Below are 20,717 nucleotides of genomic sequence, written 5' to 3' on the forward strand. Positions count from 1 at the left end.
CCCGTTATAGTAGCGCAGAACTTACTCCCCTTCGCCAGGGAACATGAACGGGTTAATCGAGCTTCTGGCGAAGCCTTCCTGTTCCATGCGGGCGTCGAGCACCAGGGATGCCAAATCGTCGGCGACGACTTCGACTTTCGGATCCTTCTCCTGATACATAATCTTCAGGTAGGTTCCGCAGTCGCCACAGCTTTCGGCTTTCACCGCCGCCTGCTCGTTGTCCAGCGACCAGTAGTGCAGGTCGCGGCTCTGTTCACAGTTACTGCACTTGACGCGCACCACGTGCCACTCGGTTTCGCACAGGTTGCAGTGCAGATAGCGCAGCCCCTGAGTGGTGCCGATCTGCACGATACTGGAGACTGGCATCGAGCCGCACACCGGGCAAAACTGCCGTTGTTCTCCATATTCGGCGCGCGCTTTTCCTGGGATCAGACTGGCCATCTGCGCCCAGTAGAGCGACAGCGCGGCCCAGATAAACGGCGCTTTGTCGCTACTGACGGAGGCGAAATCGGAAACAAACAGCGCGCTGGCCATCTGCTCCAGCTCCTGCTCAGAGGCTTTTTCCAGATTCTCAATGACCGCCAGCGCCGGGCCGCTCATCTCCGGCTTCAGCTCGGCAATCAGCGAGTGCAGCAGCTTGTGCCAGTGCTTGTCGCGCGGCAGAACGTGGATATCCAGCGGCGGTTTACCCTGTTCGCTGGCCGCTTTAATGCGGGCAGTGAGATCCATCTGCAGCGGATGGTCGTACAGCACCACTTCCTGGGCATGGGCAATCAGTGCGGCAAAGCGCAGGTAATCGCCCAGCGGGTTATCGGCGGCCAGCTCGCGCAGGCGTTCAGCGCGGCGGTTGTACAGATTTTTCAGCCTGGGGAACAGTAACGGCGGAATTGCTTCCGCCGTGCGTTTCTCGCTCGAACCCAGCTCGTCTTGCGGGATTATGCGAATACTCATTCAGATGACTTTTCCTGTTTCTGGCGGACCTCTCGGTACCAGCGCGGGTGATGTTTCTTCGCCCACGTTTTGGTAACCCAGCCTTCCACCATCGCGGTAATGGTGCCTTTCACCCAGAGGGCGGCGTAGATATGCACCATGATAACCACAATTAACGCCACTGCGGCAAATGAATGCAGCATCAGCGCAAATCGGATCACCGGGATTGAGAAAGCCGGCGCAAAATACGGACGCCAGATGATCACACCGCTCACCAGCAGCAGTACCAGCAAAATAATCGCCGCCCAGAACACGCATTTCTGGCCGAAGTTATAGCGCCCGGTATCGCCTACCTCCTCGTTGACGACGATCTTACGAATATTCTTCGCCCAAAAGATATCATCCCGATTGATTAGGTTGTGGTGCCAGTAACGGAAAAACATGATGATAAACGACGCGAACATCACCACCCCGACGAACGGGTGGAGAATACGCGCCAGCTGCGGCGTGCCGAGAATATGCATCAGCCAGTTAAAGGACGGGAAGAAAAAGCCTAACCCGCTCACCGCCGCCAGGACGAAGCAGAAGGCGGTGACCCAGTGGTTGATGCGTTCCGGCGCCGTGTAGCGCACGATGGTGTCACGTCTTTTCATTTGCGCACCTCGTCTTTCTCTTCATGCAGATTGTCCTCTTCCTCTTCCGCGCGGTTCGGACCGACGCCGACGTAGTGGAAGATACTGGCTGCGAAGGTCGCGGCGAAGCCGACGGCCGCCAGCGGTTTCCAGATGCCTTTCCAGAACTTCACGGTCTGGCTGATCTCCGGATTCTCCGGCAGGCCATGGTACAGATTCGGTTTGTCGGCGTGGTGCAGCACGTACATGACGTGGGTGCCGCCGACGCCGGCCGGATCGTACAGGCCCGCATTGTCGTAACCGCGGGTTTTCAGCTCAGCCACGCGTTCGCCGGCCAGCGTTTTCATATCCTCTTTGGAGCCAAAGTGGATTGCGCCGGTCGGGCAGGTTTTCACGCAGGCTGGTTCCTGGCCGACGGTCACACGGTCTACGCACAGCGTACATTTGTAGACGCGGTTGTCTTCCGGGTTCAGACGCGGTACATCAAACGGGCAACCTGCGATGCAGTAGCCGCAGCCGATGCACTGCTCGGACTGAAAGTCGACGATACCGTTGGCGTACTGAATGATCGCGCCTTCTGACGGGCAGGCCTTCAGGCAGCCCGGGTCAGCGCAATGCATGCAGCCATCCTTGCGGATAAGCCATTCCAGCTTGTCGTTTTGCTCTACTTCCGAGAAGCGCATCACCGTCCATGACTTGGCGGTCAGGTCCGCCGGATTGTCATACACCCCGACGTTGTGACCGACTTCATCACGAATATCGTTCCATTCGGAGCAGGCCACCTGACAGGCTTTGCAGCCGATACAGGTGGTGACGTCGATAAGCTTCGCCACCTCCTGCTGGTGGTCCCGCGCCTGAGGCGCGGGGGTGAAACCGTTAGTCGCGGAACGACGAATAATATCTTGCGATTGATAAGCCATAAGTCGTCTCCGTTACACCTTTTCCACGTTCACGAGGAAAGCTTTGAACTCCGGCGTCTGCGTGTTCGCATCACCGACGAACGGCGTCAGCGTGTTGGCAATAAAGCCTTTTTTCGCCACACCTTCATAGCCCCAGTGAATAGGAATGCCGATGGTATCGATATCCTTACCGTCAACTTTCAGCGTGCGAATACGCTTGGTCACCACCGCCTTGGCTTTGATATAGCCGCGGTTGGAGGAAACTTTCACGGTATCGCCGTGACCGATGCCGAGCTTATTCGCCAGTTTTTCACCGATCTCCACAAACTGCTCCGGCTGTGCGATAGCGTTGAGCAGCGCATGCTTGGTCCAGTAGTGGAAGTGCTCGGTCAGACGGTATGTGGTGCCGACGTACGGGAACTTCTCGGCCTTACCCATCTGCTCGAGATCGCCTTTAAAGACGCGAGCGGCCGGGTTAGAGACCACGTTCGGGTGCAACGGGTTGGTTCCGAGCGGCGTTTCAAATGGCTCGTAGTGTTCCGGGAACGGTCCTTCCGCCATCTTATCGATAGCGAACAGACGGCCCATCCCTTCCGGCTGCATGATAAACGGACCGACATCGCTGCCAGGCGCGGCGGCGCTATAGTCCGGAATATCCACGCCGCCCCATTTGGCGCCGTCCCACTTCAGCAACTGCCGCTTCGCATCCCACGGTTTACCCTGCGGGTCCGCGGAGGCGCGGTTATACAGAATGCGGCGGTTCAGCGGCCATGCCCAGGCCCAGCCCAGCGTATTGCCGAGACCGGATGGATCGGCGTTATCGCGGCGCGCCATCTGGTTGCCTTCCGGCGTCCAGCTCCCGGCGAAGATCCAGCAGCCGCTGGAGGTGGTGCCGTCATCGCGCAACTGGGCAAAGGAGCTAAGCTGTTGGCCTTTCTTGACGATCACCGCCCCGGTTGCCGGGTCGATAATATCCGCCAGCGCTTTACCGTTGCTCTCCATCGCCACTTCTTCCGATGCCGGTTCGTGCGGTGTGGAGTAGTTCCACGTCATGTTGAGCACCGGCTCTGGCGCTGGGCCGCCTTCTTCGGCATACATCTTACGCAGGCGTGAGAATATACCGGCGAGTATTTCACCATCGGTGACGGCAATCCCCGGGGCATCAGCGCCTTTCCAGTGCCATTGCAGCCAGCGGCCGGAGTTGACGATAGACCCGTTCTCTTCGGCGAAGCAGGTACATGGCAGACGGAACACTTCGGTCTGGATTTTCGCCGGATCAACATCGTTGGACTCACCGTGGTTTTGCCAGAAGGTGGACGTTTCGGTGTTGAGCGGATCGATGGTCACCAGGAACTTCAGTTTCGACAGAGAAGCCACAACCTTGTTTTTGTTCGGGAATGACGCCACCGGGTTAAAGCCCTGGCAAATATAGCCATTCACTTTGCCCTGATTCATCATCTCGAAGTACTGCAGAACGTCGTAGCTCTTATCCCATTTCGGCAGCCAGTCATAACCCCAGCTGTTTTCTGCGGTGGCTTTGTCACCGAAGAAAGCTTTCATCATCGAGACGAAGAACTTCGGATAGTTGCCCCAGTAGTTGACCTGATCTTTCAGCAGCGGTTTCGGCGTGTTGGCCGCCAGGTAGGTCTGCAGATCGGCCTGCTTTTCGTTCGGCAGCGACATGTAGCCTGGCAGGCTGGTGGAGAGCAGGCCGAGGTCGGTCAGACCCTGGATATTGGAGTGACCGCGCAGGGCGTTGACGCCACCGCCTGCCATCCCCATGTTGCCGAGCAGCAGCTGGATCATCGCCATGGTGCGGATGTTCTGTGCGCCGATGGAGTGCTGGGTCCAGCCGAGAGCATACAGGAACGACGCGGTCTTATCCGGCGCGCTGGTTTCGGCAATGTATTCACAGACTTTGAGGAAGTCAGCCTTCGGCGTACCACAGATATTTTCGACCACATCCGGGGTATAACGGGAGACGTGCTGTTTCAGCAGGTTCCAGACGCAGCGCGGATGTTGCAGCGTAGTATCGCGTTTGGCGAAGCCGTTTTCGTCCAGCTCATAGTTCCAGCTGGTTTTGTCGTACTGGCGTTTTTCTGCGTTATAGCCGCTGAACAGCCCGTCGTCGAAGCTATAGTCCTCACGCACGATCAGGCTGGCGTTGGTGTAGGCTTCGGTGTATTCGCGGTTGAATTTTTCGTTATTCAGCAGATACAGGATCACGCCCGACAGGAAGGTAATGTCGGTACCGGAACGAATCGGGGTATAGAAATCAGCCACCGACGCCGTACGCGTAAAGCGCGGATCGATAACGATGAGCTTGGCGCCGTTATGAATTTTGGCTTCCATCGCCCAGCGGAACCCCACCGGATGCGCTTCTGCGGCGTTACCGCCCATCACTACGACCAGGTTGGCGTTTTTAATATCAACCCAGTGGTTGGTCATCGCACCGCGACCAAATGTTGGAGCAAGACTTGCTACCGTTGGTCCGTGTCAGACACGCGCCTGGTTATCCACCGCCAGCATCCCGAGGGCGCGGGTGAATTTTTGCGTTAAATAGCCGGTTTCGTTACTGGAGGCGGAGGCGCACAGCATCCCGGTAGTCAACCAGCGGTTGACGGTGGTGCCGGCGTCGTTTTGCGCGATAAAGTTGGCGTCGCGGTCCTCTTTCATCAGCTTGGCGATGCGATCGAACGCTTCGTCCCAACTGATTTGCTGCCATTTATCGGAGCCTGGCGCGCGATATTCCGGGAATTTCAGGCGGCTTTCAGAATGGATAAAGTCCACCAGACCAGCCCCTTTCGGACAGAGCGCACCACGGTTGACCGGATGATCCGGATCGCCTTCGATATGGAAAATGGATGCTTTGGCGTTTTTCGCGCCGTCGCCGAGGCTATACATCAACAGCCCACAGCCGACAGAACAGTATGTGCAGGTGTTACGGGTTTCGCGCGTGCGCAGCAATTTGTACTGCCGTGTCTCCGCGAGCGCAGTTGCCGGGGCAAAGCCCAGCGCTGCTGCCGTGGTTCCCGCCATACCGCCAGCGCAGATCTTAAAGAACTGCCTTCTGCTGACCTGCATGGTTCGCTCCTTGTTTCGACATTGTCACATGTAGTTATTTGCTTTGCGGTGAAGGCCGCAAAGGTTCAGAATTAGGGCAAATTTCCCTCATTCCTGAAGGGATAAAAACAGAATACCACATTGTGTGTATGCCTGTTCCAATACGGTTAAAGCAAAGTGAACAAGAAGCCTCTCGAACAAATCAAAAATGTGACGAATGTCACAGGATATCGCCAGGTCTCCCTCTGGAAACGCGAGGATCTGCAACACCCTCAGCCAGATGAGTTAGCGGAAGAGGTGCCCGTCGCGCTGGTCTACAACGGTATCTCCCACGTGGTGATGATGGCCTCCCCGAAAGATCTGGAGCAATTCGCCGTCGGCTTCTCCTTATCCGAAGGGATTATCGAGCACCGGCGGGAGATTTTCGGCATGGACGTGGTAGCGGTGTGCAACGGCCTTGAGGTGCAGATTGAGCTCTCCAGCCGGCGTTTTATGGGCCTCAAAGCCCGGCGTCGCGCGCTGGCCGGGCGCACCGGCTGCGGCGTATGCGGCGTCGAGCAGCTCAATGATATTGGTAAGCCGGTCCAGCCGCTGCCGTTCACTCAGTCGTTCGATTTAGCCAATCTCGATCAGGCCCTGGCGCATCTTAACGACTTTCAACCGGTTGGCCGGCTCACCGGCTGTACTCACGCGGCCGCGTGGGTCCGGTTGACGGGCGAACTGGCGGGGGGGTTTGAAGACGTTGGCCGGCATGTCGCCCTGGATAAATTGCTGGGCCGGCGGGCGGAAGTCGGCGAGGGGTGGCAGCATGGCGCCGCGCTGGTCTCCAGCCGCGCCAGCTATGAAATGGTGCAGAAGGCGGCGATGTGCGGCGTCGAGATCCTGTTCGCGGTCTCGGCGGCCACCACCTTAGCAGTGGAAGTTGCCGAGCGCTGCAATCTGACGCTGGTGGGCTTTTGCAAGCCGGGCAGGGCGACAGTTTACACCCATCCGCAGCGTTTAATTGCGGGTTAAATATTGGTCAATAAATTTGAACAATGACAGCAAATCCTTCCGCTTTTTGTTTAGCGATGTGCGGGATACTATTTAACACATCAAGGCACAGCGCCTTATCTAAACAACTAAATGAAAGGGTTTATATCATGAAAAGCATCAAAACTTTTGTCGCAGTAATCGCTATGGCCGCCTCTTTCGCTTCCTTCGCTGCTGAAACCGTGACCGCAACCGCCTCCACAATGGACGGCGCGGAAGCGAAAATCGCCGCACAGGCGCAGGCTGCCGGCGCTTCGTCTTACAAAATCACCGAAGCGTTTACCGGCAACCGCGTGCATATGACTGCCGAACTGAACAAATAAGCGTATAGCAACTGTCGAAAGAGCGCCTCAGGGCGCTTTTTTTGTTTTCGTTTTCCGCTTCCCGTCTCTGCGAAATTTGCCAATATTTTCCTCTGCTACGAAAAAAATGTGGCAGTAATCACGTTTCCGTTCTTTTCTTAAATCCTCCTTTTTATGGCAAAGGAAAGGTCAGCACGCCTGAATATCTCGATTTTTTAACGCCATGAAATTTAAAGATATTAAAAACAGAAAGCGATGGAGATCACTCTCTTTAAATGGGATATGTATCACAAAAATAGGCGTTTCGCCGTACCTGTCAACTATTCACTGCGGTAATTTAATACGCATTATGTGATCTTCATTGCAAATAGAAGGCTTGTACTCAGGGAAAAATGTTGTCAGGCAAATGAGCGAGGATGCGTCATGAAAATTGGTATCGTTATTAGCGGCGGGGATGTTTCTGGAATGAATAATTTTATATTCCAGATAGCCAGGCAGGCTAATGCCGATATCACGCTGTTTAATGGCGGTATTCCAGGGCTACTGGAGAAAAGTCATCAGGATATGGCGTGGCGCGATCTGGTTGATTATTCAATTACCGCGGTGCCGATCATTACCTCGGGGCGAACCAGTCGCAAACTGCAGCGAAGTGAATATGAAAGCATTGCTAAAAAACTTAAATCTCTGCGTATTGATGTGCTCATTATGGCCGGGGGGGATGGCAGCCTGCAGTTTCTGAATACCCTTAGTGAATTTGAGATTAATTGCTTTGGTGTGGGAATGACTATCGATAATGATGTGTATGGCAGTGATTATACGATTGGTTTTTCCACGGCCTGTGAGCAAATTATTAAAGAAGTCTCTCGTTTAAGAAATACCGGAAGAGCGCTGCCCGGTCGGGTTTTTATGGTTGAGATATTAGGAGGCTATTGTGGAGAACTAACGTTGCAGTCCGCCATTAAATGTAATGCGGATATTGCCCTGATCCCGGAGGCACAGATGCCGTTGGCCGTGCTCGCGGAACGGATTACCCGGAAGCTGAGTACGCAGAATAGCGTCGTTATCCTCTGCTCAGAAGGCTATACCAAAGAGTACTCTCCCGGCTTTCAGGGGGCGATTGATACCATGATTAAACAGCTGGAACCACAAATAGGTGTCCGTATCCGTAAAACGATCGTCGGCTATGGTTTACGCAGCGGTGATCCAACCTGCGAAGAGATTTATCAGGGCACTATTATGGCCAGTGAAGTGGTTCGCTGTATTCAGTCAGGTATGAAAAATAAAGCCATAATAATTAATTCCAGTAACAAACCTATTCCGATTGATTTAGTCAGTATGAAAAAACGTCTGGTCGATACTGAAGGACATCATTATAAACTTGCCAAGCAACTCAATATTATTTGAGGAGACCCTCCATGCTGAAAATTTTATGCGTATGTGGCTGCGGCCTCGGTTCAAGCTTTGCCATTGAAATGACGGCGAAGGCAGTTTTAAAGAAGCTGGAAATTCCCGCTCATATTGAACACACCACCGTTTCCGAAGCCGGAGCCTTTAAATCGGATATGATTTTGACGCAAAAAACCTTTGCCGACATCTTAACTGCCGATGCCAGTGAAGAAGAAATTAAGCGTGTCGTGGTATTGAATAAACTTACTGATAAAGAGGAGATTGAAACCAAGATCGTCGCATTCTTAAAAGAACGTCATCTGAAGGTGGCTGATTATGAATAGCTTCGTTGCGTTTATTGTTAAGGATTTACTCGGCCAGGCATCCATCCTTATTGCTTTTATTGCCATGCTTGGCCTGATCCTGCAAAAGAAATCGCCAGGCAAAACCGCGGAAGGGACGTTTAAAACGCTGCTCGGTTTCTTAATTATGATGGCCGGGATCAACATCATTGTCGCCACGCTGACCTTCCTGAACGATATCTTCACCCAGGGATTTGGCATGAAGGGCTACATTACCGATGTGGCCGCTATCGCCGGGTTAGCGAATCGGGAATTAGGGTCGGAAGTGGCGCTGACGCTGCTGGTGATCTTTGCCGTCAATATTATTATCGCTCGTCTGACGCCGCTGAAATATATTTTCCTGACCGGCCAGGCGCTGCTGTGGATGGCGACAATTGGGGCTGTCATTGGCTATAAGTCCGGGCTCACTGGCGTACCGCTGATTTTAACCGGGGGTATCTTCGGCGGGGTGATGGCGGTCTTAATGCCGGCCCTGGCGCAGCCGGTGGTCAGGCGCATTACCGGGTCTGACGATGTGGCCCTGGGGCACTTCTGTACCATCGGCTATCTGGTGCAGGCCGCCGTCGCTAAAGTTGTCGGAAAAGGCTCTCGCTCCACGGAAGATCTCGAGCTGCCTGATAACTTTAAGTTTCTGCAGGATACCTATCTGGCGATGGCGGTGGTGATGGTGCCGATGTATCTCATTCCGGCTGTCGCGGCGGGGCCGCAGTACATCGCCCAATTCTCCGGCGGCATTAACTACCTGATGTATGCCTTTATGCAATCCATTCAGTTCGTCGCCGGGGTTTTTGTTCTCTATAGCGGCGTGCGTTTATTGCTCAATGAGCTGGTGCCGGCTTTTCGCGGTATCGCGATGCGTATTGTCCCGGATGCAAAGCCCGCTCTCGATTGCCCGGTGCTGTTTCCCTATGCGCCGAATGCGGTGATTGTCGGATTTCTGGCGACCACGGTCGGCTCAATCATCGGCATGCTGGTCTTCCCGATGTTCGGCCTGGCGATGATCCTCCCCGGGCTGTTAACCAACTTTTTTGCCGGTGGCACAGCAGGGGTATTTGGCAATGCGCTGGGTGGACGCCGTGGGGCGATGATCGGCGGGGTTATCCATGGCCTGTTTATCACCTTTCTGCCAGCCATCCTGGTACCCATGCTGGAGAGCTACGGCTTTACAGGCGTCACCTTCAGCGATTCAGACGTTATCAGCTCCGGCCTGGTATTAGGTCACGCCTTCCAGAATAACTGGCTCTTTGTCGCCGTGTTTATTGTGTTTGTCGCCGCACTGGCATGGTTTGTAAACGGTAAATCCGCTAAGCCGAAAGGGGAAAATGTTCATGAGTCTGTATAATTTTAATGAGATTTTAAATATCGCTCAGGAGAGAAATTTCAAAGCGATTGGCTCGTTTAACTTACACTGTATTGAGATGTTGCCGGCTTTTTTTAAAGCGGCACAAAATAGTCATAGTCCGTTAATGATCCAAATTTCAACCGGTACCGCAGAGTATCTGGGGTATCGGTTACTGGTCGATGCCGTGTGTTCATTAGCTGACAGCGAAAATATCCCAACCTGCCTGCATCTTGATCACTGTTCCGATATTAAGGCCATCGAGACGGCAATGAATGCGGGCTTTTCTTCGGTGATGTACGACGGCTCTCATTTAAGCCTCGAGGAAAATATCGGTAATACGCGAATTGTGGTGGAGATGGCCCGCCCGCGGAATATTACGGTCGAAGGCGAACTGGGGGCAATCGGCGGATCAGAGGATGGAAAAGCGGTGGCGGCGGAAGATATTTGTTTTACTACCGTTGAAGACGCGAAACGTTTTGTGCAGGAGACGCAGGTCGATATGCTGGCCATCTCCGTGGGCACAGTGCATGGCCTGTACACCGGTAAAGCGCAGATACAGCATGCGCGGCTGAAGGCGATAAGCGAAGCGACCGGCGTGCCGCTGGTGCTGCATGGTGGCACCGGCGTCAGTGATGAGGATATGCGGCTGGCCGTCACCGAAGGGATTAATAAAGTGAACGTCGGCACGGAAATGAACGTGCAATGGGTCGACCGCTGTAAGACGACGTTTGAGAAAGGAAAAGTGAATGACAGTGTCCGGAAATTTTTAATTCCCGCCAACCAGGCGGTCACTGACGTCTTAATGGAAAAAATGGCGTTATTTAAATAACGTTTTCTCTATCACACTCTATTTCGTTGCCCTGTCTTCCGCCAGGGAGGGAGCTTGCTATGTTTGAATCATTGAAAACGTTGTGGAAAAAAGAGCAAAGCCCGCTGCAGGATTATGATCAACAGTCCCGTCAGCTGGCGGAAGAGATCGCCAGACTGGAAGGCGAATTACAGCGCAAGCCCGATAATAGCGACGTGCAAAAAACATTGATGTTGACTTACAACCGGGCACTATCGGTATATGCCAAAAGTAAGAGCCACCGGCAGGATATCGATGCGCTGTTTCTGCAGATTGATAATTTACGCAATATTATTCGCCGCAATATTTAGGAACAGAGAATGACCATAAAAGAACTGCTTATTGAGGCCGATGCAATACAGGTTGGCGTTGTGGAATCTGACTGGCAGCGGGTAATAAAGCTGGCTGCCCGCCCGCTGGAGGCAAAAGGCTTTATTTCGGCGGAATATAGCCAGGCGGTGATCGCCAATACCCTGAACCATGGTGCCTACTATGTTTTTGATGAAGGGATTGCCATCCCCCATGCCCGCCCCGAGTGCGGCGTCAGACGCAACTGCTTTAGTCTGGTGGTGCTGGAAAAGCCTATCCCATTTGCGGACAGTGAAAAGGCGGATATTGTCATTATGTTTGGCGCTCAGGACAGCAATGCGCATATCGAGGAGGGCATTCGTGCCATCGTCGCCTTGCTCGATAACAATGAAACGATGGCCAAACTGCGGACGGCCCGCAGCCGGGAGGAGGTCGTCGCATTATTATGAACAGACATCTGACGCCAGGCTGTAAAACGGCCATTTTAATCAACGGCATTCCGGCTTCCGGAAAGAGCACCATTACCCGTTTGCTGGCGGAGACCTTTAGCCTGCCGGTGTTGACGATCGACGGCATCAAAGAGCCGTTTATGGCGCGCCTGGCCCCTGTCGACCGGCCGATGAATCGCCAGCTGGGCTGCGCGGCGTATGAGGTGATTTGGTCGATTGTCGGCGCATCGCCTGCCAGCATGGTCTGGTTGATCGACGCCTGGTTCGGCTTTCAGCCACGGGAGACCTTGCAGAGACTGCTACAGCAGGCGGGCGTGGAGCAGGTGATTGAGGTCTGGAACCATATCTCTCCGGAGCTGGCCGTCGCGCGCTATGCCTCGCGGCTGGCGACGCGGCCGCCGGGCCACCCCGGAGAAGAGTATCTGCCGGAGCTGGCACAGCTGGCCGGGCGGGCGCAGCCCATGTCGTTAGGACCTGTACTGACGATAGACCAGCGGCACCCGCTGCAGATCGAACCGGTTATTCAGTGGCTTGAAGGCACGATCGCCCGACAGCACAGCGGTTTTACAGATTACGCTTACTCGTCCTAGGGCATACCCGCCAGGCGCAGCAGCGCCGTCACTACCGCTGCGGCGATAATCACGCCGATCAGCGGGACCTTGCGCCAGGCGAGGAACACAGCGAAAGCAACGCCCAGGACGCGCGCCATGCCGGCGAAGTGTGCGCCTTCATAGAAGGTGGTGGCCAGGGCGACGGAAAAAAGCAGTACCGTCGCCGCATCGGAAAGCAGCGCCTGCGAGCGCTCGGAAAATGCCAGCCGATTACCAAGCTTCGCGCCGCCGAGACGCATCAGATAGGTTCCCAGTGACAGGATGGCGATACCGGCGATAAACAGCGTCATATTGCCCATTATTTTTTCCTCGACAGTAAACCAAACAGTGAAAGCAGCACTGGCAGCCCGGTGGGCACAAACGGTACGGCGGCAAGCGCCAGCGCGGCGCCGCTGGCGGCGCGGATCAGCGTAGTGCGGTTTTTAAAGGCCGGGATCACCAGCGCCAGCAGGATCGCCGGGAAGACCGCATCAAGCCCGATGGTTTCCGGCGCCGGCAGCAGTTTGCCGACGGCTGCGCCGGTTAGGGTTCCGAGGGGCCAGATCAGCGCCACGCCGGCGCCGCACAGCCAGTAGGCCGCTTTGCGCTGCGCGGGGGTGGGCTGCGACAAACCAAAGACCACACTCTCGTCGTTCATAATGTGGCACCCGATAAAGCTTAAGGCGCGCTGACCAACCAGTTCGCGCACGGTCACCCCGAACGGGATATGGCGTGCATTGACCAGCAGGCCGGCGGCAGCGGCGGCTAGCGGGCTACCGCCGCTGGCAACAATGCCGATAAACATAAATTCAGAGGCGCCCGCCAGGACGGACACCGACAGCAAGAGCGGCACCCATAAGGGGAAGCCGTAAGCCACCGCCAGCGACCCATAGGACATGCCCACCACCCCGACGGCGAGGCAAACTAAAACAATCGCTTTTATCGTGTCTCCGCTGAGACTGGAGAGAGTTTGTTTCATATCACTTAGCCATATCGAACGAATTTCCATTATAATGAACGCAGAAAAATCGTTTTTCAAGACGAACGAATCGTTCGATATAAAAAACTAAGGGGCGGATATGACACAGCCAATTAGCGTTATTGCCAAGAGCCTGGTGCGGGAGCGGGCGCGGACCGGTCTTTCGCTGGCGGAAGTCGCGCGCCGGGCAGGTATCGCAAAATCCACGCTTTCACAACTGGAGTCCGGGAATGGCAATCCGAGTCTGGAAACATTGTGGTCGCTCTGCGTGGCGCTGGATATCCCGTTTGCCCGGCTGCTTGAGCCGCAGGTGAACAAAACGCAGGTGATCCGCCGCGGCGAGGGGACCAAAGTGGTGGCGGAGCAGGCGAACTATCAGGCTATTTTACTGGCCGCCTGTCCCCCCGGCGCGCGTCGGGATATTTATTTACTGTTAACCCAGCCCGGGGCGGACCGTATTTCACATCCCCATCCGTCAGGCTCGGTGGAACATATTATCGTCACCCAGGGGCGGGCGCGGGTCGGGCTGACGTCGGCGCCGGAAGAGCTGGGCGAGGGCGACTATATCTGTTACCCGGCGGATCAGGAGCATGTTTTTCAGGCGCTGGAGCCGGATACGCAGGCTCTGCTGATCGCTGAGCAAAACTGACACCGCACCGGCGGGGGACGCGCGCTCGCTGGACGCCATAGCCGTATTGCGGGAAACTAGCTTTTCCTATGCGAAAACAGGGAATTTTATGTCGCTGAAAGCCATTGCTAAACAACTTGGGATCTCCGTCACGACCGTCAGCCGGGCGTTGAACGGCTATGACGATGTGTCGCAGGAGACCCGCGCCCGGGTTGAGGCTGAAGCGCAGCGCCGGGGCTATCGCCCCAACACTTTCGCCCGCCGTCTGAAAATGGGCACCATCGATGCCGTTGGTCTCGTCTTTCCTGTCCGTCCCGTACCGCTCAACAATAACGTTTTTCTCGAGATGGTCGGGGAGATCAGCCATGAGCTGGCGCGCCATGATATTGATTTGTTATTGATCGCCGATGATGAGCAGGCGGATAAACATGGCTATATGCGCATGGTGCAGGGCCGTCGCGTCGACGCATTAATCGTGGCTCATACCCTGGATGACGATCCGCGGCTGGCGCAGCTGCAGGCCTCCGGCTTTCCATTTCTGGCGCTCGGCCGTAGCCGCCTGACGCAGCCCTACGCCTGGTTTGATTTTGATAACTATGCCGGTACCTGTCGCGCCACCCGCCATCTGATTCAGCAGGGCCACCAGCGTATCGCTCTGCTGGGCGAGAACAATAATCAGGCGTTTATTTTGCAACGGCGTAACGGCTACCTCGATGCCCTGCGCGAGGCGGGGTTATCCGATGCATGGCTGCGCAGCGTGTCGCCGACGCGCCGCGGCGGCTATCAGGCCACGCTGGAGCTGCTGCGCCTGCCGGAGCCGCCCACCGCGATTATCACCGACTGCAACACCCATGGCGATGGCGCCGCAATGGCGCTCGCCCATCTGGGGCGTTTGACCGGTGACAACCGCGTCGCCTTAGTAGTGTATGACGGTTTGCCGCAGGACAGCATCATTGAGACCGACGTTGCCGCGGTGATCCAGTCCACGCGCCAGGGCGTGGGACGCCAGATTGCCGATATGGTGCGCCGCTTAATCGCCGGGGAGGATCTCGCCACGCTGCAGGTGCTGTGGCAGCCAGAATTTATCCCGGGTGAAACCGCCTGATCTGACGTTTTTTAAATCGTAATTCTGAAGCCGATCACGGATCCAAAACGTTTTGGTTGGCATCCGAAACGTTTCGGATCAACAGTAAGACATTCCTTGTTATGGAGATGTCTGATGTCTGATTCGCTGATTCACCTGCAAAGCGCGGGTGCCGATGTTGTGATTAAAACCCGTCCTTTCGCCGAAATTGTCTACTGGGGGCCGCATTTAAGCCATTTTTCACCGCAGGATGCCGACAGCCTGACGCGCCCGGTCGCCAACGGCAGACTGGATGTCGATTCGCCAGTGACCTTAATGGCGGAGCTGGGCCATGGCCTGTTTGGCGCGCCGGGCATTGAAGGCCATCGTCAGGGGCGGGATGCCTCTCCGCTGTTCACCACTACCGAAGTGCGGCGCGAGGGCCAGGCGCTGATCCTGGTCAGTGAGGACCCGCATGCCGGCCTGCGTCTGCACAGTGAAATTGCGCTGGATGCCAGCGGCGTGCTGAGCGTGCGTCATGGCGTGACTAATCTGCGCGCCAGCCCATGGCAGGTGGATCGCCTGGCGGTCACATTGCCGGTCGCCGAACGCGCTCGCGAGGTGATGGCTTTCCATGGCCGCTGGATCCGCGAGTTTCAGCCTCACCGCCTGACGCTGGAGCACGACAGCTTTGTGCTGGAGAACCGCCGCGGGCGCACCTCTCACGAACATTTCCCGGCCCTGATCACCGGCAGCCGCGCCTTTAGCGAGATGCAGGGTGAAGTCTGGGGCGTACATCTGGCCTGGAGCGGTAACCATCGCCTGCGGGCAGAGGTGAAAACCGATGGCCGCCGCTATCTGCAGGCCGAGGCGCTCTATCTGCCGGGCGAAATGGCGCTGGCGGAAGGGGAAACCTTGTGGACGCCGTACCTGTATGCCAGCTACTCGGCGAATGGGCTGAACGGCATGAGCCAGCAGTTCCATCGCTTCCTGCGACAACAGATTATCCGTTTTCCGGGCAACAAGCCTCGCCCGGTGCATCTCAACACCTGGGAGGGGATCTATTTCGATCACGACCCGGACTACATCATGCGTATGGCCGAAGAAGCGGCAGCGCTGGGCGTCGAGCGCTTTATTATCGATGATGGCTGGTTTAAAGGGCGCAACGACGACTGGGCGGCGCTTGGGGACTGGTATCTCGATGAGAAAAAATATCCCCACGGCCTGACGCCGGTTATCGATCATGTGAAATCGCTGGGGATGGAATTCGGTATCTGGGTGGAGCCGGAAATGATTAACCCGGATTCCGATCTGTACCGGGCACATCCGGACTGGGTGTTGGCGCTGCCGGGCTATACCCCGCTGACCGGCCGTCATCAGTTTGTCCTGAACCTCAATATTCCCGAAGCGTTTGATTATCTGCTGGAGCGGATGAGCTGGCTGCTGGGCGAGCATGCAGTGGACTATGTGAAGTGGGACATGAACCGCGAGCTGGTGCAGCCCGGGCATCAGGGACGCGCCGCTGCGGACGCGCAAACGCGCCAGTTCTACCGCCTGCTGGATACGCTGGTGGCCCGTTTCCCGCACATTGAATTTGAATCCTGCTCCTCCGGCGGCGGACGGATCGATTATGAAGTTCTCAAGCGCAGCCATCGCTTCTGGGCGTCTGACAACAATGACGCCCTTGAGCGCAACACCATCCAGCGGGGCATGAGCTACTTCTTCCCGCCGGAGGTGATGGGCGCGCACATCGGCAACCGCCACTGTCATGCCACCTTCCGCCAGCACAGTATCGCCTTCCGCGGCCTGACGGCGCTGTTCGGTCATATGGGGCTTGAGCTGGATCCGGTGAGCGCCGATGAAGAAGAGCGCGCCGGATACCGGAAATATGCGGCCCTGCATAAACAGTGGCGCGACGTGATCCATCACGGCGTGCAGTGGCGGATAGATATGCCGGACGCCACCACGCTTGCCCATGGCGTCGTCAGCCCGGATAAAGCGCAGGCGATTTTCCTCGTTAGCCAGCTGGCGATGCCGGACTACACCCTGATGGCGCCCCTGCGCCTGGCGGGGCTGGAGACGAGCGCCCGCTATCAGGTGACGCTCCTCGATCATCCGAATATTCAGATCACCGGCGAGGGCGGCCACACCATGCGCAAGCTGCCGGCATGGATGACGACGCCGCAAACGGTGAGCGGTGAGTGGCTACAGCAGGCGGGGCTGGCGCTGCCCATTCTTGATCCGGAAAGCGCCATTCTAATTGGCCTGCAACGCGTGTGATGGTATCGGGCCGCGTCGCGGCCCTTCTTGAGGAAAATATAATGAACCCGACCGTCTGTACCCACAAAAACAACCCCAACTTCTGGATTTTCGGGCTGTTCTTCTTTCTCTACTTCTTCATCATGGCCACCTGCTTTCCGTTTCTGCCGATCTGGCTGTCGGACGTCATTGGCCTGAATAAAACCGAAACCGGCCTCGTTTTCTCCAGCCTGTCGCTGTTCGCCATCTGTTTCCAGCCGGTTCTCGGGGTGATCTCTGACAAGCTGGGGCTGAAAAAACACCTGATGTGGATCGTGACCGTTCTGCTGGTGCTGATCGCTCCCTTCTTCCTCTATGTTTTTGCTCCGCTGCTGAAAGCCAACATCTGGCTCGGGGCGCTGAGCGGCGGCGCCTATATCGGCTTTGTTTTCTCTGCGGGCGCCGGCGCGATGGAGGCCTATATCGAACGGGTAAGCCGCAACAGCGGGTTTGAATACGGCAAGGCGCGCACCTTTGGCTGCCTGGGATGGGCGCTGTGCGCGACCACCGCCGGAATGCTGTTCAGCATTAATCCCGAATGGGTGTTCTGGATGGGGTCGGCCGCCGCGCTGCTGCTGGTGGTGCTGGTGGCCATCGCCAAACCGCAGACCAGTCAGGCCGCGCAGGTGATGGACTCGCTCGGCGCCAATCGCCCGGCCGTCGATTTAAAAACGGCGGTGCGCATGTTCCGCCAGCGGAAGATGTGGATGTTTATTCTGTATGTCATCGGCGTGGCCTGCGTGTATGACGTCTTCGATCAGCAGTTCGCCACCTTCTTCAAATCATTCTTCGCGACCCCGGAAGCGGGCACCCGCGCCTTTGGTTTCGCCACCACCGCGGGAGAAATATGTAACGCCATCATTATGTTCAGCTCACCGTGGATTATTAACCGCATCGGGGCGAAGAATACCCTGCTGATCGCCGGGATGGTGATGGCGGCACGGATGATTGGCTCTTCCTTCGCCACCACCGCCGCAGAAGTGGTGGCGCTGAAAATGCTTCATGCGCTGGAGGTGCCGTTCCTGCTGGTGGGCGCCTTTAAATATATTACCGGCGTGTTTGACGTCCGGCTGTCGGCGACCATTTATCTGGTGGGCTTCCAGTTTGCCAAGCAGGTGGCGGCGATCTTCCTCTCCGCCTTCGCCGGCAATATGTACGATCGGATCGGCTTTCAGGATACCTATATGATCCTCGGCGGTATTGCCCTGACCGTCACCTTAATCTCCGCGTTTACGTTAGCGGGTAAGGCGAAAACCGAGCCGCTGCGCGATAATGCGATGACCGTTTAATTATCAACATTCCGTGGCACAGGGTGGTGCCTGACAGAGAAGGAAGATGTCATGATGGATATGAAAAAACGTATGAACAGCGGCGAGCTTTACCTGGATGCAGGATATGGCTTGCCGGAGCAGCGACTGATGGGTAAAGCGCGGGCCTATGAATATAATCATTCGCATCCGTTTAATCAGGAATTGCGCAACGATATTATTCAGCGCATGTTCGCGAAAGTCGGCGAACAATGCTGGATAGAACCGCCGATCAATATTGCCTATGGGATCCATACGACGATTGGTGACAATTTTTACGCCAATTTTAACCTCACGTTGGTCGACGATGCGGACATTATCATCGGCAATAACGTCATGTTTGCACCAAATGTCACCATCTCCACCGCCGGACATCCCATCCACCCCGCGCTGCGCCATACACATCAACAGTTTTCATTGCCGGTGGTGATTGAAGATGGGGTCTGGTTAGGCACGGGGGTGATTATTAATCCCGGGGTAACGATTGGGGAGAATTCGGTCATTGGCGCGGGCAGTGTGGTGAATCGTTCCATACCGGCAAATGTGGTTGCCGCAGGCGTACCTTGCCGGGTATTAAGAGAAATTACCGAGGCGGATAAAGACAAATACGCGCTTTTCCCCGGATGATGGGCGATAGAAACCGGGTGGCGTAAGGGATCATGTTATTTGTTTTGAACCGGCCTCCAGCCCGGATCGGGCGGAGGCCGGAGACGTGACTGCCCGGCCTCGCGATTTTTTACGCCAGATAAAACACTTCTTTAAGTTCCGCGCTCAGCGGGCTGTTATCCGGGTTGCTGGGCATCACCTCGCGCATGTATTTCCACCAGCGCTGGCATACTTCCGTGCTGGCGACCGCCTCCCAGCGGGCTTCCGACTCAATCTCCACCGTCGCGAACAGCAGATGGCGTTCTTTATCGAGATAAATGGCGTAGTGGTGCGCACCGTGTGCTTTCAGCGTCGCTTCCAGCTCTGGCCAGATGGGGTTATGGCGGCGCTGGTACTCTTCGTGCGCGTCGGGGTTCACCTGCATGACGAAGGCTTTACGGATCATAAGGCCTCCAGATAGAGCTCGCGAACCTCATCGCGGCTGGCGGTGCGCGGGTTACACGGCGCGCATGGGTCGGCCAGCGCCTTATCCAGCCAGCCTTCGATATCGGCTTTGCTGATGCCAAGCTGGCTGAAACCCTGGGGGATCCCGACGCGTTTGCTCAGCGCGCGGATGGCATTGATGGCCTCCATGCTGGCAGCCTCATCGCTCATGCCGCGAGTATCGACGCCCATCGCCTGCGCCACGCGGGCAAAGCGCGCCACCGCGTTCGGGCGGTTAAAGTTTTCGATGATCGGCAGCAGGATGGCGTTGCATACCCCGTGCGGCAGATTATGGGTGGCGCCAGGCTGATGCGCCAGGGCGTGTACCAGCCCGAGACCGGCGCTGTTGAACGCCATGCCCGCCAGATACTGGCCAAAGGCCATCTGCTCGCGGGCCTGCAGATCGTGTCCATCGTCTACCGCTTTCGGCAGCCACAGATTGATCAGGCGAATGGCCTCGAGGGCATTGGCATCGGTCAGCGGATGGGCGCCAACGGAGACAAAGGCCTCGACGGCGTGGGTCAGGGCGTCCATTCCGGTGGCGGCGGTAACGGCTGGCGGGATGTCGAGCATCACGCTGGCGTCGTCGACGGCGATATCCGGGATCAGGTTCGGGTCGATAATCACCTCTTTCACCTGCCGCTCGCTATCGATAATCACGGCATTACTGGTCATCTCCGCCGCTGTGCCGGCGGTGGTGTTGATGGCTACCAGCGGTACGCCAGCGTTTTTCACTTTGCCGACGCCGGAGTAGGCGGTTGATGGCCCCGGGTTGGCGGTGAGGATTTTTATCGCTTTGGCGGTATCAATCGGGCTGCCGCCGCCGAAGGCGATCAGGTAATCGCAGTGTGCCGCCTGGTATGCCGCATAGCCTTGCTGCACCAGCGCTTCGGTGGGGTTAGGGAACACCTCGTCAAATAGCTGATAAGCCATCTGTTGTTCATCCAGCGCGGCGAACAGGCTGTCCAGCAGGCCCAGCTTCACCAGCTGACCGTCGGTGACGATCAGCGCCTTGCCCCACTGCTTACCGGCCACCAGTTTAACCATATCACCGATAGCGCCTGCGCCGTGGAGGCTGATTTTTGGTAGTGCCAACATAAAGCTCATGATAATTCTCCTTAATGTTTATTTTGGGAAATCCGTTTCCCCTCACCCCGACCCTCTCCCGCAGGGAGAGGGGGAAAACCGGTCCCGGACTACAGGCTGCCTG

22 protein-coding genes are annotated in these 20,717 nt (G+C 56.4%); 14 read left to right on the forward strand and 8 right to left on the reverse strand.

The genetic code is table 11. The features are described 5' to 3' along the window. Positions 1-21 precede the first annotated feature (21 nt). From fdhE to fdnG, 4 genes are read right to left on the reverse strand one after another with little or no spacing between them, the layout of a single operon-like run. Complete coding sequence (gene fdhE, locus ACKLKD_RS14870) at positions 22-951, reverse strand: formate dehydrogenase accessory protein FdhE (protein ID WP_025710916.1); 930 nt, start codon at positions 949-951, stop codon at positions 22-24. Continuing rightward, positions 948-1,583: a formate dehydrogenase cytochrome b556 subunit gene (gene fdoI / locus ACKLKD_RS14875; RefSeq protein ID WP_008807902.1), complete on the reverse strand. Its 636-nt coding sequence runs from the start codon at positions 1,581-1,583 to the stop codon at positions 948-950. The genes fdhE and fdoI overlap by 4 nt, the downstream gene beginning before the upstream one ends. After that, a complete protein-coding gene (gene fdxH, locus ACKLKD_RS14880) occupies positions 1,580-2,482 on the reverse strand; it encodes a formate dehydrogenase subunit beta (RefSeq protein ID WP_002882822.1) in 903 nt (300 codons plus the stop codon). Before fdxH ends, fdoI begins: the two co-directional genes overlap by 4 nt. Positions 2,483-2,494: 12 nt before the next feature. Then, a complete protein-coding gene (gene fdnG / locus ACKLKD_RS14885; RefSeq protein WP_136025569.1) occupies positions 2,495-5,545 on the reverse strand; it encodes a formate dehydrogenase-N subunit alpha in 3,051 nt (1,016 codons plus the stop codon). A 156-nt stretch (positions 5,546-5,701) separates the two neighbouring features. Between fdnG and fdhD the strand changes: the two genes are divergently transcribed. The 9 genes from fdhD to ACKLKD_RS14930 all read left to right on the forward strand — a co-directional run bounded on the left by fdhD (position 5,702) and on the right by ACKLKD_RS14930 (position 12,143). Then, on the forward strand, positions 5,702-6,538 hold the full coding sequence (fdhD, locus tag ACKLKD_RS14890) for a formate dehydrogenase accessory sulfurtransferase FdhD (RefSeq protein WP_002882828.1): 837 nt from the start codon (positions 5,702-5,704) through the stop codon (positions 6,536-6,538). Between the two features lie 128 nt (positions 6,539-6,666). Continuing rightward, positions 6,667-6,879, forward strand: coding sequence for a YdgH/BhsA/McbA-like domain containing protein (locus tag ACKLKD_RS14895; protein ID WP_002882830.1), 213 nt, complete (start codon positions 6,667-6,669; stop codon positions 6,877-6,879). Positions 6,880-7,281: 402 nt separating this feature from the next. Beyond that, on the forward strand, positions 7,282-8,262 hold the full coding sequence (locus ACKLKD_RS14900; RefSeq protein WP_002882831.1) for a 6-phosphofructokinase: 981 nt from the start codon (positions 7,282-7,284) through the stop codon (positions 8,260-8,262). Between the two features lie 11 nt (positions 8,263-8,273). Beyond that, on the forward strand, positions 8,274-8,588 hold the full coding sequence (locus tag ACKLKD_RS14905) for a PTS sugar transporter subunit IIB (protein WP_004151864.1): 315 nt from the start codon (positions 8,274-8,276) through the stop codon (positions 8,586-8,588). Further along, on the forward strand, positions 8,581-9,948 hold the full coding sequence (locus tag ACKLKD_RS14910; protein WP_080897840.1) for a PTS sugar transporter subunit IIC: 1,368 nt from the start codon (positions 8,581-8,583) through the stop codon (positions 9,946-9,948). Before ACKLKD_RS14905 ends, ACKLKD_RS14910 begins: the two co-directional genes overlap by 8 nt. Continuing rightward, complete coding sequence (locus ACKLKD_RS14915; RefSeq protein ID WP_025710923.1) at positions 9,935-10,777, forward strand: class II fructose-bisphosphate aldolase; 843 nt, start codon at positions 9,935-9,937, stop codon at positions 10,775-10,777. The genes ACKLKD_RS14910 and ACKLKD_RS14915 overlap by 14 nt, the downstream gene beginning before the upstream one ends. Positions 10,778-10,836: 59 nt before the next feature. After that, positions 10,837-11,106, forward strand: coding sequence for a hypothetical protein (locus ACKLKD_RS14920; protein ID WP_025710924.1), 270 nt, complete (start codon positions 10,837-10,839; stop codon positions 11,104-11,106). A gap of 9 nt (positions 11,107-11,115) precedes the next feature. After that, positions 11,116-11,553 (forward strand): PTS sugar transporter subunit IIA, encoded by a 438-nt coding sequence (locus tag ACKLKD_RS14925; RefSeq protein WP_025710926.1) that lies wholly within the window; start codon positions 11,116-11,118, stop codon positions 11,551-11,553. Next, complete coding sequence (locus ACKLKD_RS14930) at positions 11,550-12,143, forward strand: AAA family ATPase (protein WP_025710927.1); 594 nt, start codon at positions 11,550-11,552, stop codon at positions 12,141-12,143. The genes ACKLKD_RS14925 and ACKLKD_RS14930 overlap by 4 nt, the downstream gene beginning before the upstream one ends. Here the strand turns inward: ACKLKD_RS14930 and ACKLKD_RS14935 are convergent. Both ACKLKD_RS14935 and ACKLKD_RS14940 read right to left on the reverse strand, forming a co-directional pair. Beyond that, positions 12,140-12,463: an AzlD domain-containing protein gene (locus tag ACKLKD_RS14935; protein ID WP_002882863.1), complete on the reverse strand. Its 324-nt coding sequence runs from the start codon at positions 12,461-12,463 to the stop codon at positions 12,140-12,142. The genes ACKLKD_RS14930 and ACKLKD_RS14935 overlap by 4 nt on opposite strands. Beyond that, positions 12,463-13,122: an AzlC family ABC transporter permease gene (locus ACKLKD_RS14940; RefSeq protein ID WP_025710928.1), complete on the reverse strand. Its 660-nt coding sequence runs from the start codon at positions 13,120-13,122 to the stop codon at positions 12,463-12,465. Before ACKLKD_RS14940 ends, ACKLKD_RS14935 begins: the two co-directional genes overlap by 1 nt. 100 nt (positions 13,123-13,222) lie before the next feature. On the opposite strand from ACKLKD_RS14940, the gene ACKLKD_RS14945 reads away from it, so the two are divergent. The 5 genes from ACKLKD_RS14945 (at position 13,223) to ACKLKD_RS14965 (ending at position 19,045) form a co-directional block, all read left to right on the forward strand. Next, on the forward strand, positions 13,223-13,771 hold the full coding sequence (locus ACKLKD_RS14945; RefSeq protein ID WP_025710929.1) for a helix-turn-helix domain-containing protein: 549 nt from the start codon (positions 13,223-13,225) through the stop codon (positions 13,769-13,771). An 88-nt stretch (positions 13,772-13,859) separates the two neighbouring features. Continuing rightward, on the forward strand, positions 13,860-14,855 hold the full coding sequence (locus ACKLKD_RS14950; RefSeq protein ID WP_025710930.1) for a substrate-binding domain-containing protein: 996 nt from the start codon (positions 13,860-13,862) through the stop codon (positions 14,853-14,855). 114 nt (positions 14,856-14,969) lie between these two features. Continuing rightward, a complete protein-coding gene (locus ACKLKD_RS14955; protein ID WP_087805128.1) occupies positions 14,970-17,093 on the forward strand; it encodes an alpha-galactosidase in 2,124 nt (707 codons plus the stop codon). A gap of 41 nt (positions 17,094-17,134) precedes the next feature. Further along, complete coding sequence (locus ACKLKD_RS14960; protein WP_025710932.1) at positions 17,135-18,400, forward strand: MFS transporter; 1,266 nt, start codon at positions 17,135-17,137, stop codon at positions 18,398-18,400. Between the two features lie 51 nt (positions 18,401-18,451). After that, positions 18,452-19,045 (forward strand): maltose acetyltransferase domain-containing protein, encoded by a 594-nt coding sequence (locus ACKLKD_RS14965; RefSeq protein ID WP_077253998.1) that lies wholly within the window; start codon positions 18,452-18,454, stop codon positions 19,043-19,045. A 109-nt stretch (positions 19,046-19,154) separates the two neighbouring features. On the opposite strand, the gene rhaM is transcribed toward ACKLKD_RS14965, so the two are convergent. Both rhaM and fucO read right to left on the reverse strand, forming a co-directional pair. Beyond that, on the reverse strand, positions 19,155-19,469 hold the full coding sequence (gene rhaM / locus ACKLKD_RS14970; RefSeq protein ID WP_025710935.1) for an L-rhamnose mutarotase: 315 nt from the start codon (positions 19,467-19,469) through the stop codon (positions 19,155-19,157). Continuing rightward, positions 19,466-20,614 carry a lactaldehyde reductase gene (fucO, locus tag ACKLKD_RS14975; RefSeq protein WP_025710936.1) on the reverse strand — a complete coding sequence of 383 codons (1,149 nt, stop codon included), beginning with the start codon at positions 20,612-20,614 and terminating at the stop codon, positions 19,466-19,468. Before fucO ends, rhaM begins: the two co-directional genes overlap by 4 nt. Positions 20,615-20,717: the final 103 nt, after the last annotated feature.

This window comes from Klebsiella sp. 10982, from assembly GCF_048589245.1.
GTDB lineage: Bacteria > Pseudomonadota > Gammaproteobacteria > Enterobacterales > Enterobacteriaceae > Klebsiella > Klebsiella quasivariicola.

Coding starts and splice junctions, on each gene's coding strand:
- rhaM (WP_025710935.1), bottom strand. CDS start 19,469: ATGATCCGTAAAGCCTTCGTCATGCAGGTGAACCCCGACGCGCACGAA.
- ACKLKD_RS14905 (WP_004151864.1), top strand. CDS start 8,274: ATGCTGAAAATTTTATGCGTATGTGGCTGCGGCCTCGGTTCAAGCTTT.
- ACKLKD_RS14910 (WP_080897840.1), top strand. CDS start 8,581: ATGAATAGCTTCGTTGCGTTTATTGTTAAGGATTTACTCGGCCAGGCA.
- fucO (WP_025710936.1), bottom strand. CDS start 20,614: ATGAGCTTTATGTTGGCACTACCAAAAATCAGCCTCCACGGCGCAGGC.
- ACKLKD_RS14965 (WP_077253998.1), top strand. CDS start 18,452: ATGATGGATATGAAAAAACGTATGAACAGCGGCGAGCTTTACCTGGAT.
- ACKLKD_RS14915 (WP_025710923.1), top strand. CDS start 9,935: ATGAGTCTGTATAATTTTAATGAGATTTTAAATATCGCTCAGGAGAGA.
- ACKLKD_RS14900 (WP_002882831.1), top strand. CDS start 7,282: ATGAAAATTGGTATCGTTATTAGCGGCGGGGATGTTTCTGGAATGAAT.
- ACKLKD_RS14930 (WP_025710927.1), top strand. CDS start 11,550: ATGAACAGACATCTGACGCCAGGCTGTAAAACGGCCATTTTAATCAAC.
- fdhE (WP_025710916.1), bottom strand. CDS start 951: ATGAGTATTCGCATAATCCCGCAAGACGAGCTGGGTTCGAGCGAGAAA.
- ACKLKD_RS14945 (WP_025710929.1), top strand. CDS start 13,223: ATGACACAGCCAATTAGCGTTATTGCCAAGAGCCTGGTGCGGGAGCGG.
- ACKLKD_RS14920 (WP_025710924.1), top strand. CDS start 10,837: ATGTTTGAATCATTGAAAACGTTGTGGAAAAAAGAGCAAAGCCCGCTG.
- ACKLKD_RS14940 (WP_025710928.1), bottom strand. CDS start 13,122: ATGAAACAAACTCTCTCCAGTCTCAGCGGAGACACGATAAAAGCGATT.
- ACKLKD_RS14935 (WP_002882863.1), bottom strand. CDS start 12,463: ATGGGCAATATGACGCTGTTTATCGCCGGTATCGCCATCCTGTCACTG.
- ACKLKD_RS14955 (WP_087805128.1), top strand. CDS start 14,970: ATGTCTGATTCGCTGATTCACCTGCAAAGCGCGGGTGCCGATGTTGTG.
- ACKLKD_RS14895 (WP_002882830.1), top strand. CDS start 6,667: ATGAAAAGCATCAAAACTTTTGTCGCAGTAATCGCTATGGCCGCCTCT.
- fdoI (WP_008807902.1), bottom strand. CDS start 1,583: ATGAAAAGACGTGACACCATCGTGCGCTACACGGCGCCGGAACGCATC.
- ACKLKD_RS14960 (WP_025710932.1), top strand. CDS start 17,135: ATGAACCCGACCGTCTGTACCCACAAAAACAACCCCAACTTCTGGATT.
- fdxH (WP_002882822.1), bottom strand. CDS start 2,482: ATGGCTTATCAATCGCAAGATATTATTCGTCGTTCCGCGACTAACGGT.
- ACKLKD_RS14950 (WP_025710930.1), top strand. CDS start 13,860: ATGTCGCTGAAAGCCATTGCTAAACAACTTGGGATCTCCGTCACGACC.
- ACKLKD_RS14925 (WP_025710926.1), top strand. CDS start 11,116: ATGACCATAAAAGAACTGCTTATTGAGGCCGATGCAATACAGGTTGGC.